This window comes from Mycolicibacterium sp. SMGY-1XX (assembly GCF_059132455.1).
On sequence record NZ_CP101139.1, the window covers coordinates 2,683,195 to 2,697,918 of the forward strand.

Annotated in this window: 13 protein-coding genes and 2 tRNA genes; 10 read left to right on the top strand and 5 right to left on the bottom strand. The window is 66.4% G+C overall.

What is annotated here, in order from left to right:
• Positions 1-85 precede the first annotated feature (85 nt).
• The 5 genes from NL241_RS13165 to NL241_RS13185 all read left to right on the top strand — a co-directional run bounded on the left by NL241_RS13165 (position 86) and on the right by NL241_RS13185 (position 4,164).
• Positions 86-1,279, top strand: coding sequence for an alpha/beta hydrolase family protein (locus tag NL241_RS13165; RefSeq protein ID WP_494397774.1), 1,194 nt, complete (start codon positions 86-88; stop codon positions 1,277-1,279).
• Positions 1,280-1,529: 250 nt separating this feature from the next.
• The gene (locus NL241_RS13170; RefSeq protein ID WP_487689082.1) at positions 1,530-2,324 is read left to right on the top strand and encodes a fumarylacetoacetate hydrolase family protein; all 795 of its coding nucleotides are present in this window, start codon (positions 1,530-1,532) and stop codon (positions 2,322-2,324) included.
• Positions 2,321-3,775, top strand: a complete 1,455-nt coding sequence (gene gltX / locus NL241_RS13175) for a glutamate--tRNA ligase (RefSeq protein WP_494397775.1) — start codon at positions 2,321-2,323, stop codon at positions 3,773-3,775. The genes NL241_RS13170 and gltX overlap by 4 nt, the downstream gene beginning before the upstream one ends.
• Positions 3,776-3,917: 142 nt before the next feature.
• A tRNA-Gln gene (locus tag NL241_RS13180) sits at positions 3,918-3,989 on the top strand.
• Between the two features lie 99 nt (positions 3,990-4,088).
• Positions 4,089-4,164 (top strand) — tRNA-Glu (locus NL241_RS13185).
• Between the two features lie 14 nt (positions 4,165-4,178).
• Here the strand turns inward: NL241_RS13185 and NL241_RS13190 are convergent.
• Entirely contained in the window at positions 4,179-4,682 is a 504-nt protein-coding gene (locus tag NL241_RS13190) for a pyridoxamine 5'-phosphate oxidase family protein (RefSeq protein WP_494397776.1), read from the bottom strand.
• 46 nt (positions 4,683-4,728) lie between these two features.
• Complete coding sequence (locus NL241_RS13195; RefSeq protein ID WP_487689088.1) at positions 4,729-5,430, bottom strand: IclR family transcriptional regulator; 702 nt, start codon at positions 5,428-5,430, stop codon at positions 4,729-4,731.
• Between the two features lie 89 nt (positions 5,431-5,519).
• On the opposite strand from NL241_RS13195, the gene leuC reads away from it, so the two are divergent.
• The 3 genes from leuC to NL241_RS13210 all read left to right on the top strand — a co-directional run bounded on the left by leuC (position 5,520) and on the right by NL241_RS13210 (position 8,518).
• Positions 5,520-6,938: a 3-isopropylmalate dehydratase large subunit gene (gene leuC, locus NL241_RS13200; RefSeq protein WP_487689090.1), complete on the top strand. Its 1,419-nt coding sequence runs from the start codon at positions 5,520-5,522 to the stop codon at positions 6,936-6,938.
• A 36-nt stretch (positions 6,939-6,974) separates the two neighbouring features.
• Positions 6,975-7,571 carry a 3-isopropylmalate dehydratase small subunit gene (gene leuD, locus NL241_RS13205; protein WP_487689092.1) on the top strand — a complete coding sequence of 199 codons (597 nt, stop codon included), beginning with the start codon at positions 6,975-6,977 and terminating at the stop codon, positions 7,569-7,571.
• Between the two features lie 221 nt (positions 7,572-7,792).
• Positions 7,793-8,518: an HU family DNA-binding protein gene (locus NL241_RS13210; RefSeq protein WP_494397777.1), complete on the top strand. Its 726-nt coding sequence runs from the start codon at positions 7,793-7,795 to the stop codon at positions 8,516-8,518.
• Positions 8,519-8,595: 77 nt separating this feature from the next.
• Here NL241_RS13210 and mutT1 read toward each other — a convergent pair whose 3' ends face one another.
• From mutT1 to cofC, 3 genes are read right to left on the bottom strand one after another with little or no spacing between them, the layout of a single operon-like run.
• Positions 8,596-9,561 carry an 8-oxo-(d)GTP phosphatase MutT1 gene (gene mutT1 / locus NL241_RS13215; RefSeq protein WP_487689096.1) on the bottom strand — a complete coding sequence of 322 codons (966 nt, stop codon included), beginning with the start codon at positions 9,559-9,561 and terminating at the stop codon, positions 8,596-8,598.
• 30 nt (positions 9,562-9,591) lie between these two features.
• Entirely contained in the window at positions 9,592-11,775 is a 2,184-nt protein-coding gene (locus NL241_RS13220; protein ID WP_487689098.1) for an RNA degradosome polyphosphate kinase, read from the bottom strand.
• Between the two features lie 33 nt (positions 11,776-11,808).
• A complete protein-coding gene (cofC, locus tag NL241_RS13225; protein ID WP_487689100.1) occupies positions 11,809-12,471 on the bottom strand; it encodes a 2-phospho-L-lactate guanylyltransferase in 663 nt (220 codons plus the stop codon).
• Positions 12,472-12,596: 125 nt separating this feature from the next.
• On the opposite strand from cofC, the gene NL241_RS13230 reads away from it, so the two are divergent.
• Positions 12,597-13,607 (top strand): NAD(P)H-dependent glycerol-3-phosphate dehydrogenase, encoded by a 1,011-nt coding sequence (locus NL241_RS13230; RefSeq protein ID WP_487689102.1) that lies wholly within the window; start codon positions 12,597-12,599, stop codon positions 13,605-13,607.
• Between the two features lie 5 nt (positions 13,608-13,612).
• Positions 13,613-14,716, top strand: a complete 1,104-nt coding sequence (locus NL241_RS13235) for a cystathionine gamma-lyase (RefSeq protein ID WP_494397778.1) — start codon at positions 13,613-13,615, stop codon at positions 14,714-14,716.
• The last annotated feature ends 8 nt before the right edge of the window (positions 14,717-14,724 follow it).

Consider the following 14,724-nt stretch of genomic DNA (forward strand, 5'->3'; position numbering starts at 1 on the left):
GCTGACATGGTGCCACGGTGTCTCAATATGCTGAATTCACGTCTCGAAATATGGGACGGGTTTCGCGGCTGGGTACGGTGACCTGGTGACGGCCAGCAGAACATCGCGATACCTTGCGGCGGCACTGTTGTGCCTTGCCGCCTTGATCGGCACCCCCGCAACGGCGTACGCGGCCACTCCGGTCTGGTCGGGACTGGACGCGCGCTTCTTCGACGGCGCGATCCCGCCCCCAGGCCGGCTGATCACATCGGTGCCGCTGGACCCGGCGCTGTCGGTCACCGGCGCGGGACGTGCCTATCGGATCTTGTACTCGACACTCGATCAACACGATTCGGCCGCGGTGAGTACCGGTGCGGTGTTCCTCCCCAAGAGCGCACCGCCGGAAGACGGCTGGCCGGTGCTGGCCTGGGCACACGGAACGGTGGGTCTCGGTGACGACTGCACACCGTCGGCGCTGCCGCGCAGCCCGCGCGATGACGAGTACCTGTCGCACTGGCTGGATCAGGGTTATGCCGTGGTGGCCACCGACTACGCCGGCCTGGGCACACCGGGGCTGATGAGCTATCTGAACAGCGTCACCACCGCGCGCGGCGTCGTCGATTCCGTCATCGCCGCACACCAATTGGACGTTGCGCTCTCACCGCAGTGGGCGGTGGTCGGGCAGTCCCAGGGTGGCGCGGCCGCCGTCAGCACCGCGCGCTGGGCCACTGAATTCAGTGCGGGGTCCGGACTGGACTACCGGGGTGTGGTGGCCACCGGCACCCCGGCCAACATCGAGCGGATCGTCAAGCGTGCCGGACCCGATTTCGACGTCCCCGATGTGGCGCCGGTGGCCAACGCCTACACCGCCTATATCGTGGCCGCTCTGCGCGAGGCCCACCCCGAGCTACGGTTGGATTCCGTGCTCACGCCCGCGGGGGCGGCCGCCGCCGAACGGGCAGAAACCGTCTGCGTCGGTCCTCTGGCCGACGAACTGGCCGACTTCACACCGGCTGCATTCTTCAGTGCGCCGCTGGCGTCCATCCCCGGGATCGACGCGGCACTCGACAGCTTCATGGGGATTCCGGCCAGCGGCTACGACCGCCCGCTGTTCCTCGGCGTCGGCCTGCTCGACCGCGATGTCCCACCGAGTTCAACCCTGACGTTCGCCGACGAACTACGGGCCAGCGGCCAGGACGTCGAGCTTCGTGTCTATCCCGACGAGGACCACAGCGGCACCGTACTGGCGTCGACGGCCGACTCGACACCGTTCCTCCAGCGGATGTTCGCTCTGCGCTGACCCCAATGGTGGTGGGCTGGCACTCGTCGCCCACCACTAGCCCTGTTGGTGGTGGCTCTCCTCCCCGGTTGCTCGTGCCTCGCAACCGCCTCGTCGCCCACCACTAGCCCTGTTGGTGGTGGCTCTCCTCCCCGGTTGCTCGTGCCTCGCAACCGCCTCGTCGCCCACCACTAGCCCTGTTGGTGGTGGCTCTCCTCCCCGGTTGCTCGTGCCTCGCAACCGCCTCGTCGCCCACCACTAGGCTTGACCCATGCGTTTGGGTCGAATCGCCAGCCCCGATGGGGTCGCTTTTGTCAGCATCGAAGGAGACGTCGGCACCGGTGACGCTCCCGGTGACGCTGTGGTACGCGAAATCGCCGAACATCCGTTCGGTACGCCGACGTTCACCGGGCGGCAGTGGCCGCTGGCCGATGTCCGGCTGCTGGCGCCGATCCTGGCCAGCAAGGTGGTGGCGATGGGCAAGAACTACGCCGCCCACGCCGAGGAGATGGGCGGGACCGCGCCCGAGGATCCGGTGATCTTCCTCAAGCCCAACACCGCGATCGTCGGTCCGAACGCGCCGATCCTGCTGCCCGCCGATGCTTTTCCGGTCCACCACGAGGGCGAGCTGGCCATCGTGATCGGCCGGCCGTGCAAGGATGTGCCTGCCGCGCGAGCCGCTGAGAACATTCTGGGCTACACGATCGCCAACGATGTCTCGGCACGGGATCAACAGCAGCAGGACGGTCAGTGGATGCGCGCCAAGAGTCACGACACGTTCTGTCCGGTGGGCCCTTGGATCGTCACCGATCTGGATCCGGCCGATCTGGAATTGCGTACCGAAGTCAACGGTGAGGTACGGCAACGTAGCCGGACCTCGCTGATGATCCACGACATCGGCGCCATCGTCGAGTGGGTGTCGGCGGTGATGACGCTGCTCCCCGGTGACCTCATCTTGACCGGCACGCCGGAAGGTGTCGGGCCGATCGAAAACGGGGACTCGGTGAGCATCACCGTCGAGGGAATCGGTACCCTCACCAATCCTGTTGTGCGTAAAGGGAAATGATGACGAAAGTACGAGTCCGGTTCTGTCCGTCCCCGACCGGGACTCCGCATGTCGGTTTGGTGCGGACGGCGTTGTTCAACTGGGCCTACGCCCGACACACCGGGGGCGACTTCGTTTTCCGGATCGAGGACACCGACGCCGCGCGCGACAGCGCCGAGAGTTACGCGGCGATCCTGGACGCCCTGCGCTGGCTGGGCATGGACTGGGACGAAGGCCCGGAGGTCGGCGGTCCGTACGCGCCCTACCGGCAGTCCGAGCGTAGCCAGATCTATCGCGACGTGGTGGCCAAACTGTTGGAAGCCGGCGAGGTCTACGAGGCCTTCTCGACGGCCGAGGAGGTCGAGGCCCGACACATCGCGGCGGGCCGGAATCCGAAACTCGGCTACGACAATCACGACCGTGATCTGACCGAGCAGCAGCGGGCCGAATTCCGCGCCCAGGGGCGAAACCCCGTACTGCGGCTGCGGATGCCGGATGAGGATCTGTCCTGGGATGACCTGGTGCGCGGGCCGACGACATTCGCCGCGGGTTCGGTACCGGATTTCGCGATCACCCGCGGCAACGGGGATCCGTTGTACACCTTGGTCAATCCGGTGGACGACGCGCTGATGAAGATCACCCACGTCTTGCGTGGCGAGGACATCCTGCCGTCGACACCGCGTCAGATCGCGTTGTACCAGGCGCTGATCCGGATCGGGGTGGCCGACCGGGTACCCGAGTTCGCACACCTGCCAAGCGTTCTGGGCGAGGGCAACAAGAAGCTGTCCAAACGCGACCCGCAGTCCAATCTCTTCCTGCACCGTGATCGCGGGTTCATCCCCGAGGGGCTGCTGAACTACCTGGCGCTGCTCGGATGGGGGATCGCTGACGATCATGACGTGTTCAGCCTCGACGAGATGGTGGCGGCGTTCGACGTCCGCAACGTCAACTCCAACCCGGCCCGCTTCGACCAGAAGAAGGCCGACGCCATCAATGCCGAGCACATTCGGCTGCTCCCACCCGAGGAGTTCACCCGCCGCCTCAGCGCCTATTTCGCCACACACGGGTACGACACCGGACTCGACGACGCCGGCTTTGCCGAGGCGGCCGCACTGGTGCAGACGCGCATCGTGGTGCTCAGCGATGCCTGGGGCCTGTTGCGGTTCCTCAACGACGCCGAGTACACGCTGGACCCGAAATCAGCGGCCAAGGAGCTCGGCGCCGCCGGGGCCCCGGTGCTCGACGCCGCGGTCTCGGCGCTGGAAAGCGTCGGCGAATGGACCACCGAGAACATCGAGGCCGCGCTGAAGACCTCGCTGATCGACGGGCTCGAACTCAAACCGCGCAAGGCGTTCGGCCCGATCCGGGTTGCCGCCACCGGCTCGTCGGTGAGCCCGCCACTGTTCGAATCGCTGCAATTGCTGGGTCGCGACCGCAGCCTGCAGCGGCTGCGGGAGGCACCGCGGGCCTAGGCAGGGGTACTCGGCCGGCGGCTGGTAAATCGGCCCCGAAATCTTTGGTAGTCTCTTCGTCGGCCCACAACAGTCGGGACAGCACCGCGAGACCGCGCGAACATCGCGAGAAACGGCGCTGACCAGCGGTTATGAGCCGTATTGGGGTATGGTGTAATTGGCAACACAGCTGATTCTGGTTCAGCCATTCTAGGTTCGAGTCCTGGTACCCCAGCTGGAGCAGGCGATTAGGTTGGCGCAACGCGCTGAGCTATGCTGCTCTCCGGTCCACACCGAGAGATTTCTCCCGGCGCGGACCACACGGATTGGTTCTGGCCCCGTCGTCTAGCGGCCTAGGACGCCGCCCTCTCACGGCGGTAGCGTGGGTTCGAATCCCATCGGGGCTACCAATCAACCTCCCTCATCACCGAGGCCCGTTCGGGGCCGTCGAACCCGCGAGCGGCATCGCCGGCAGGCCGAGCTTGCGGTGATCCCACGACCGGGTGCGGTTGGCAGCCAGACGCACGGCCACCCGCTTGTTCATCATCAGTTCGACCCCGGCCTTCATATCCTCGCTGTAGGGGCCGGTATAGCGCTCCCAGACGCTCACACCGACCCGGAAACACGTCTCCGGGTCGTCGACGATCTCAGCGCGCCCCTCGAAGGACACACCCCGCAGGGTGTCGTAGGTGTCGCCGTCCTCGATCAGGAAGGTGAACCGGGGGTCGCGCAGCAGGTTCACGGCCTTCTGTGACTTCGCCTTGGTCTCGAGCCAGATCTCACCGTCGATGACGCCGTACCACATCGCCACGAGATGGGGTTGACCGTCGGCGCCGATTGTGGCGAGCGTTCCGGTGCGGCTGGTGACGACGAATTCAGTGATCTCATCGGTGGACATCACGATCTGCGAGCGCTGGTTGCTTCCCATCCCGTGAGTGTCGCAGAGAACAGCATCCGGCTCGGTCACGGGCCTGTCACAGCCTGCGGGTCAACGCCTCCGAGGCCGCCAACAGGTCAGCCGCCCAGCGGGCGCCGGGCCGCCTTCCCATCCGGTCGATCGGTCCCGACACCGACACCGCGGCGATCACAGCACCTCTGGCGTCGCGCACCGGTGCTGACACACTGGCGACCCCGGCTTCGCGTTCGGCCGCGCTCTGTGCCCAACCCCGCTTGCGTACCTCCACCAAGGTGCGATCGGTGAATTTCGCCGACGGCAGCACCGCCAGCTGGGTGGCCGCGTCCGCGTACGCGAGCAGGACTTTCGCGCCAGAGCCGGCGGTCATCGGCAGCCGGGTGCCGATGGGCACCGTATCGCGAAGGCCGACAGGCGGTTCCAACGCCGCGACGCAGATCCGGCTGGTGCCGTCGCGCCGGTAGAGCTGCACACTCTCGCCGGTGATCTCGCGGAGCCGGGGTAATACCGCGGCGCCCGCAGAAAGCAGCGAATCGTGAACATGGGCGGAGAGCTCGCTGATGGCGGGTCCGAGAAGCCAGCGTCCCTCCGGGTCGCGGGCCAGAAGTCGGTGTACTTCGAGTCCGGCCGCGAGCCGGTGTGCGGTGGCCCGTGGCAGACCGGTGCGCTCGCACAGTTCCGCCAGACCGCATGGGGAATCGGCGACCGCATGCAACACACCCATCGCTTTGTCGAGAACGCCGATACCGCTATCCTGTCTCACAGTGAGATACTAGCGTCCCGCATGTTGAGATAACCAGCCCAAGCGTTTCTCACTCCCTGCGGTACGGAAATTTGACGAATCGAGATGTGATGGCCAACGAGCAGCAGCCCCGGACCATGGCCGAAAAGGTGTGGGCCGACCACGTCGTCGCGTCAGGCGACGGCGAACCCGACTTGATCTACATCGATCTGCACCTCGTGCACGAGGTCACCAGCCCGCAGGCCTTCGACGGACTCCGGCTGGCCGGGCGGCCGGTACGGCGCCCGGACCTGACGATCGCCACCGAAGACCACAATGTGCCGACGATCGACATCGACAAGCCCATCGCGGATCCGGTGTCGCGCACCCAGGTGGAGACGTTGCGGCGCAACTGCGAGGAATTCGGTATCCGCCTGCATCCGATGGGCGACACCGAGCAGGGCATCGTCCACATCATCGGCCCGCAGCTGGGCCTGACCCAGCCGGGTATGACGGTGGTGTGCGGTGACAGCCACACCTCGACGCACGGAGCGTTCGGATCGCTGGCCATGGGTATCGGAACGTCGGAGGTGGAACACGTCCTGGCCACCCAGACCCTGCCCCTGAAACCGTTCAAGACCATGGCGGTCAACGTCGATGGTCAACTGCCCGCTGGCGTTACGGCCAAGGACATCATCCTGGCCGTGATCGCCAAGATCGGTACCGGCGGCGGCCAGGGCCACGTCATCGAGTACCGGGGCAGTGCCATCGAGTCACTGTCGATGGAAGGCCGGATGACGGTCTGCAACATGAGCATCGAAGCGGGCGCGCGAGCGGGCATGGTGGCGCCTGACGAAATCACTTATGAATTCTTGAAGGGGCGCCCGCACGCGCCCACGGGTGCGGACTGGGACAACGCGGTGGCGGCCTGGGACCGGTTGCGTACCGATGAGGGCGCCGAATTCGACACCGAGGTCTACATCGACGCCTCGACCTTGAGCCCGTTCGTCACCTGGGGAACCAATCCGGGCCAGGGGGTGGCGCTCTCGGCGTCGGTTCCCGACCCGGAACTGATGACCAATGACGCCGACAAGCAGGCGGCCGAGAAGGCGTTGGCATACATGGACCTTCGTCCGGGTATGCCGATGCGAGAGATCACCGTCGACACCGTCTTCGTCGGGTCGTGCACCAACGGCCGGATCGAGGACCTGCGCGCCGCGGCCGAGGTGTTGCGCGGGCGCCAGGTGGCCGACGGTGTCCGGATGCTCGTAGTCCCCGGGTCCATGCGGGTCAAGGCTCAGGCCGAATCCGAAGGGCTCAGCGACGTTTTCCTCGCCGCGGGTGCCGAATGGCGGCAGGCGGGGTGCTCGATGTGCCTCGGCATGAATCCCGACCAGTTGGAACCGGGACAGCGCTGCGCCTCGACCTCGAACCGAAATTTCGAAGGCCGTCAGGGCAAAGGTGGACGCACCCATCTGGTATCGCCCTTGGTGGCGGCAGCCACGGCGGTGCGCGGCACCTTGTCATCGCCGGCAGATCTCGACGCCTGAGTCAGCCCCCCTCCAGAGTCTTCAAGGAGTATTTCGATGGACGCCTTTCACACCCACACCGGCATCGGTGTCCCATTGCGCAGGTCGAATGTGGACACCGACCAGATCATCCCGGCGGTCTACCTGAAGCGGGTAACCCGAACAGGTTTCGAGGACGGATTGTTCGCCGCTTGGCGAAATGACCCCGGTTTCATTCTGAATCTGAGTCCATTCGACAAGGGCTCGGTGTTGGTCGCCGGCGCCGATTTCGGAACCGGTTCCTCCCGCGAACATGCCGTGTGGGCGCTCATGGACTACGGCTTCCGGGTGGTTATCTCGCCGCGTTTCGCCGATATTTTTCGGGGTAACGCCGGCAAGGCCGGGCTCTTAGCGGCGGAAGTCACACAAGACGATGTGGAACTGCTGTGGAAGCTCATCGAGCAGAACCCCGGTATGGAAATCACTGTGAATCTTCAAGATCGGAATATCACCGCCGGAACGGTGGTGGTGCCGTTCACCATTGACGATTACACGGCATGGCGGTTGCTCGAAGGACTCGACGATATAGGCCTTACGCTGCGGAAACTCGATTCGATCGAGGCATTCGAGGCGTCCCGGCCGGAGTGGAAACCCCGCACCCTTCCCGTTCCTTGAGAGCGCCGGGCGCCCCGAATTCGGGGCGCCCGAGCGTGGTTCGGAGCCGGTCCGGAGCCGCTCCGAAATGGTGGATTGACCCCCGAAGGGGCCCAAGCTGATTGCCGAATTCTCGGTCAGAAGCGCCTGAAATTGCGCGTGGCTCTTGGAAATCAGCCTTGACAGGGTTTACCGTGTCCTCTAGTCGGTTCAGACAGGACCACTGGCTTCGGAGGATTTGCATGAACAAAGCAGAGCTCATCGACGTACTCACGGAGAAATTGGGCTCGGACCGTCGGCAGGCGACGGCCGCCGTCGAGCACGTCGTCGACACCATTGTGCGTGCGGTGCACAAGGGCGACAGCGTCACCATCACCGGCTTCGGTGTTTTCGAGCAGCGCAAGCGCGCAGCCCGTGTCGCGCGCAACCCGCGCACCGGAGAAACCGTGAAGGTAAAGCCGACCTCCGTCCCCGCCTTCCGTCCGGGCGCACAGTTCAAGGCCGTTGTCTCTGGCGCACAGCGCCTCCCGGCTGAGGGCCCCGCCGTCAAGCGTGGTGTGGTGGCCGGCCCGGCCAAGCGCACCGCCGCCAAGAAGTCTTCACCCGCGAAGGCGGCGAAGAAGGCGCCTGCGACGAAGGCGGCCCCGGCCAAGAAGGCCACCGCTACCAAGGCAGCTCCGGCCAAGAAGGCCACCGCTACCAAGGCGGCTCCGGCCAAGAAGGCCACCGCCACCAAGGCGGCTCCGGCCAAGAAGACCACCGCTGCGAAGAAGACCACCGCCACCAAGGCGGCTCCGGCCAAGAAGGCCACCGCCACCAAGGCGGCTCCGGCCAAGAAGGCTCCGGCTGCCAAGAAGGCTCCGGCCACCAAGGCTCCGGCCAAGAAGGCTCCCGCCGCCAAGAAGGCCACCGCTGCCAAGAAGGCTCCGGCTGCCAAGAAGGCTCCGGCCAAGCGCGGCCGCAAGTAGGCCGAGCTCGTCCACAGCACAATCAAATACGCCGCGGGTGTCAGGTACACCCGCGGCGTATTCGTGTTGGTGAGGTGTCAGCCGGTGGCCAGTGGACTGTCGATGTGGTCGGCAGAGATCAGCCGACCCTCTGAGATCGAGAGCACCCACGTGCTGCCCTTGCGATTACGCGACTTGTCCGGCCGGACCCCGTCTCGTTCGCACCACCACTCGATGAGGCCGGGAATCACCTTCCCCTGGCTACAGATCACGCGGGTGCCGGGCTGGTCGGCAATCTCGAGCATGCGCTGCCGGGCCGCTTTCCGGCTGTCGGCGTAGGCCTCTTCGGTCAGCGCGGGTTCCTCGTTGATCGTGACACCCAGCTCTTCAGCCAACGGCTCCAGCGTCTGGGTGCAGCGCACGCGGTCGGCGGCATGCAGGTCGGTGGCGCCGAAAGCCGAGAGCACAGCGACGAGCGATTCGGCCTGGGCCCGGCCGTGCTTGTCGAGCGGGCGCTTGCGGTCGTCACCCTTGTAGCGACTCTTGCGGCCCGCCGTGGCGTGCCGGACCACCAGCACCGTCTTGGTGTCCGCCGGTTGTTTGGTGAACCGGCGCAGGACTTTACGGTCCTGGGCGTAGCCCAGCCGGGTCAGCGCATCGGAGACCGGCAGCCAGAGCAGCTTGTCCACCTCGTCATTGGGCGTGAATTCACCCGGCGAACAGGTCGGGTCGACGCGCGCAGCCCAGTACCGGACCTTCTTGGTGCCCTGTTCGATCGGATAGCTCACCGACGTGAGCCGCCGTCCCAGCTGCGCGCGGAAACCCGTCTCTTCGGCGATCTCCCGCACCGCGGTCACCGGTTCTATCTCACCCGGGTCCACCTTGCCTTTCGGCAGCGACCAGTCGTCATACCGCGGACGGTGGATGACTGCCACCTCGACGGGGGTCGAGCCGTCGCCCGTCCAGTCCTCCAGCGGTCGCCACAGCACCGCACCGGCGGCCCGCACCACTGCGTGGGGCCGGTGCGCGGTGCGAGCATCCGAAACCTTGGGGTTCTTCGACACCCTCACTCCTGCAGATCAGTTGGTGCCGGCTCAGGGATTTCGGTGCTTCTCCATCAAGGAAACCTGATGGTCGCGCACCGTCTGCCCCTCGAACGGCAGGGCGGTCCAGTGACCATCGGCGGCGAGTTCCCAGCAGCGGGTGGCGGGATCCATCGCGGATTCGAACACCTCGTCCAGCTGAGCGGTCAGCCGTGGATCCTTCACCTGCGCCATCACTTCGACCCGGCGGTCGAGATTACGATGCATCATGTCGGCGCTGCCGATCCAGAACTCATTGATGGCGCGGAAGTGAATAATCCGCGAGTGTTCGAGAAAACGACCGAGAATCGAGCGCACCACGATGTTCTCGGAGAAACCCGGCACCCCGGGCCGGAGCGCACAGATGCCGCGCACCACCACTTCCACGCGCACCCCTGCCTGTGAGGCGCGGTAGAGCGCATCGATCACCTGCTCGTCGACGAGTGCGTTGGCCTTCAATCGGATCCGGGCATCGGCACCGTCGGTGGCCGCGGCGACCTCCCGCTCGATGCGTTCGATGATGCCCTTGCGCACGCCGTGCGGGGCCACCAGCAGGTTGCGGTAGCTGACTTTTCGTGAGTACCCGGTGAGGGAGTTGAAGAGATCGGTCAGGTCGGCGCCGATATCGGGTGAGGCCGTCAACAGGCCGACATCTTCGTACAACCGTGCGGTTTTCGGATTGTAGTTGCCCGTGCCGATATGGCAGTAGCGGCGGATGGTCGATCCCTCACGCCGCACCACGAGGCAGGTCTTGCAGTGGGTCTTGAGCCCGATCAGCCCGTAGACCACGTGTACGCCTGCCTTTTCGAGTTCACGGGCCCACTTGATGTTGGCCTGCTCGTCGAACCGTGCCTTGATCTCGACCAGGGCAACCACCTGCTTGCCCGCTTCGGCCGCGTCGATCAGCGCGTTGACGATGGGGGAGTCGCCGGACGTGCGATACAGGGTCTGCTTGATCGCGAGGACGTTCGGATCAGCGGCGGCCTGTTCGATGAAACGCTGCACGGTGGTGGAGAAAGAATCGTAAGGGTGGTGTACCAGCACGTCTCCGTCGCGCAGGGTGGAGAAGATGCTCTTGGGGGTTTCCCGCTCACCGAACGCCGGCGGTGTGGCGGGAACGAACGTGCGGTCCTTGAGTGCGGGCCGGTCCACTCCATAGATCTGCCACAGTGACGACAGGTCCAGAAGTCCTGGAACCTCGATGACGTCGCCGGGATTGACGTCGAGTTCGCGCAACAGCAGCTCGAGCATGTTCTCGGTCATGTCGTCGGCGACTTCGAGTCGCACCGGTGAGCCGAACCGGCGGCGCGCCAGTTCCCGCTCCAGCGCCTTGAGGAGGTCTTCATCGCGGTCTTCTTCGACCTCGAAATCGGCGTTGCGGGTGATGCGGAATGCGTGGTGCTCGACGATCTCCAAGCCGGGAAACAGCACGGGCAGAAACGCCGCGATGAGTTCCTCCATCGGCAGGAACCGCACGACCCCCTTCCCCCGGGCGGCGCCGTCGCCGTCATCGCCGTCGCGGCCGGCCAGTTCAACGAACCGGTCGACGTTGTCGGGAACCTTGATGCGTGCGAAATGCTGTGTCTTGTCCTCGGGCTGGCGCACCGTGATGGCCAGGTTCAGGCTCAGCCCACTGACGAACGGGAAGGGGTGAGCAGGGTCCACGGCCAACGGTGTGAGGACAGGGAACACCTGCTCGTGGAAATAGGTGGACAGCCGCGACCGCTCGGCGTCATCGAGATCGGACCAGGTGACGACGAGGATGCCCTCCTCGGCCAGCGCAGGACGGACCGCGTCGAGGAAAACCCTGGCGTGCCTGCTGGCGATCTGCTGCGTGCGTTCAGCGATGCGGCGCAGCTGTTCCCGCGGGGAGAGTCCGTCTGCGGAGCGCACCGACAAACCCGTCTCGTCGCGACGTTTGAGCCCGGCCACCCGCACCATGTAGAACTCGTCGAGATTGGAGGCGAAGATGGCCAGGAACTTGGCCCGCTCCAACAGCGGCAGTGATGGGTCGGCCGCCAGCGCCAGGACCCGCGCATTGAAGTCCAGCCAGCTCAGCTCGCGGTTGAGGTAACGGTCCTCGGGCAGGGCGTTGTCGGCCGCGGCGGCCGTGGCCGCCGGCGGTGAGTCCGGGGTCGAGTCAGTGGCGACCCAACCGTCAGTGCTGGCTTCGCTGGTCTGCTGGGCTTCGGTCACGCCTCCGATCATTCCTCATCGCGATGGCCGTCGCTAGCACCGGCCGACGGCCTTGGCGGTGGCCTCGCGGGTGGCGGGCCCGACCGTCAACCTCCGCGCCGCCAACAGGTCGTCGGGGGTGTCGATGTCGCAGCGCAATCCCGGCCACGACCCGGCGAGCTCGATGGCACCTGAATTACGGTGCAGCACAGCGGAATCGGCGCCGAAATGAGGGTCGAGTGGGACGCCGAACGCGAACAGTGCGGAGGTACCGCCGCCGTGCCGGTCGGCGACGAAACTGCGCGGATAGGCTTGGGCGGCGGCGATGGCCTCACCGAGCTCATGCGGTGTCAGAGCCGGAAGATCCCCTTGCAGGACAAAGACATTGGGGGTGGTCCTGCGGACCAGCTCCTCGCCCGCGCGCAGGGCGCTGTTCAGCGGGTCGGGATCACCGGGCGGTGTCGGGTCGTCGAGCGCCCCGGCCCCCAGCCGCGCGGCGGCAGCCGCCGCGGTCTCGTCAGGGGTGACCACGGTGACCGAGGCCACCGCTGATACTTGTTGGGCGGCCGCGATGGTGTCGAGCAGCATGGCCAGAACCAGCTGCTCGCGCGCCTCGGCGGACAACGCGGGGGCGAGTCGGGTCTTGGCGGCACTGAGCCGTTTGACCGCGATGATCAGCCCGGCTCGTACCGGTCCCGCCGACTGCCTGACACTCATGTCGACCATCCTGCCAGCGGTGCTGGCAGGATGGCGCAAGGTAGTTGCGGTTCCATGATCGACGGACCGGCCGCGGGACGAGGGCGACGCTGGGCCGGTCCCATCATTAAGGGGTTCAACGAGGTATGACCGGCACGGTGGGCACCGCAACGGTGATGGGCGCTGGCGCCTGGGGGACGGCGCTGGCCAAGGTGCTGGCCGATACGGGCAGTGAGGTGCGGTTGTGGGCCCGCCGCGACGCCGTCGCCGACGAGATCAACCGCACTCACCGCAACAGCGAGTACCTGGGGGGCGTCGAACTGCCCGCCCGGATCAGGGCGACCACCGACGCGAAGGAGGCGCTACACGGGGTGACCACTGTGTTGTTGGCCACTCCTTCTCAACAGTTGCGGGCCAATCTGGAGACCTGGACACCCGCCCTGGAGCGGGGCGCGACGCTGGTCAGTCTCGCCAAGGGCATCGAATTGGGCACACTCATGCGGATGAGTCAGGTGATCATCCAGGTCACCGGGGTGGACCCGAGTCAGGTCGCGGTGCTGTCGGGTCCCAACCTGGCCGCCGAGATCGCCGCCGAACAACCCGCGGCGACGGTGATCGCCTGCCAGGACTCGGGTCGTGCCGTGACGCTGCAACGCTCGCTGAACACCCGCTACTTCCGCCCGTACACCAATGCCGATGTCATCGGCACCGAAATCGGTGGCGCCTGTAAGAACGTCATCGCGTTGGCCTGCGGAATGGCCGCCGGTGTCGGACTGGGGGAGAACACCGCGGCGGCGATCATCACCCGGGGTCTCGCCGAGATCATGCGACTCGGTATCGCCCTGGGTGCCAAGGGTGCCACCCTGGCCGGGCTGGCCGGAGTCGGCGATCTGGTCGCAACCTGCTCGTCACCGCGCTCGCGCAACCGGGCCTTCGGTGAGCGTCTGGGCCGCGGGCAGACTCTGGAAGAGGCGCAGCGCGCCGGCGGCGGACATGTCGCCGAGGGCGTCACCTCGTGTGAGTCGGTGCTGGCGCTGGCGTCCAGTTACGACGTCGAGATGCCCCTGACCGACGCGGTGCACCGGGTCTGTCACCGGGGTCTGTCGGTGTTCGAGGCCGTCGCGCTGCTGTTGGGCCGCAGCACCAAACCGGAGTGAGAGGTATGACCGACGAATTCGGCGCGTCCACGCGCAGCGTGAAAGCAGTGAGCTCACAACATGTTCCGGGACAACCGGTGGCGCCGTCACCGGTGTCGGCGGCCACCTACCATCTGGCACCGGACGCCGGAGAAGGCCTGGACTCCTACGGCCGCGCCACCAACCCCACGTGGCGTCAGGCGGAATCGGCGCTCGCGCAGTTGGAAGGTGCTGCGGCGGCTCTGGTGTTCGGGTCGGGGATGGCCGCGGTCACTGCCGCGCTGCGGGTGCTCTCCCGGCCGGGGACGGTTCTGGTGGTGCCCGCGGACGGCTACTACCAGGTCCGCGCGTATGCCTCGGAATACCTTGCGCCGCTTGGTGTCACCGTTCGGGAAGCGCGCTGCAGCGAGATCTGTGAGGCGGCCGCTGACGCCGATGTGGTGGTGGCCGAGACTCCGGCCAACCCAGGCCTCGATGTCGTGGATCTGCACCAGCTGGTGCATGTGTGTCGTGGCCGCGGTGCCCGGCTGCTGGTCGACAACACCACCGCGACCCCGCTGGGACAGCAGCCCTTGGCGCTGGGTGCCGATCTGGTGGTGGCCAGTGCCACCAAAGCACTGTCCGGGCACAGTGACCTGCTGGCCGGCTACGTCGCCGGAGACGACCCCGAACTGATGGCCGCCGTCGAGCGGGAACGGCTGCTGGCCGGCCCGATCCTGGGCGCCTTCGAAGCGTGGTTGCTGATCCGCAGCCTCGGCAGTGCGGGTCTGCGCATCGAGCGGCAGAACCAGAGCGCGCTGGCCCTGGCGCACATGCTCGACGAGCACCCGGCGGTGCGATCGGTCCGTTACCCCGGGTTGCCGTCCGATCCGGCGCACGCGGTGGCCTCGCAGCAGATGGCCAAGTTCGGTGGACTGGTGTCGGTGGAGCTCGCCGACGCCGCCGCGGTCGACACGTTGGTGCGGCGAAGCCGGCTGATGGTCGCCGCGACGAGCTTCGGCGGTATCCACACCTCGGTGGATCGCCGCGCCCGGTGGGGGGACCCGGTGAGCCCCGGCTTCGCCCGGATCTCCCTCGGTATCGAGGACACCGACGACGTCCTCGCCGATTTCGCACATGCGCTCGGTTGACCTCTCGG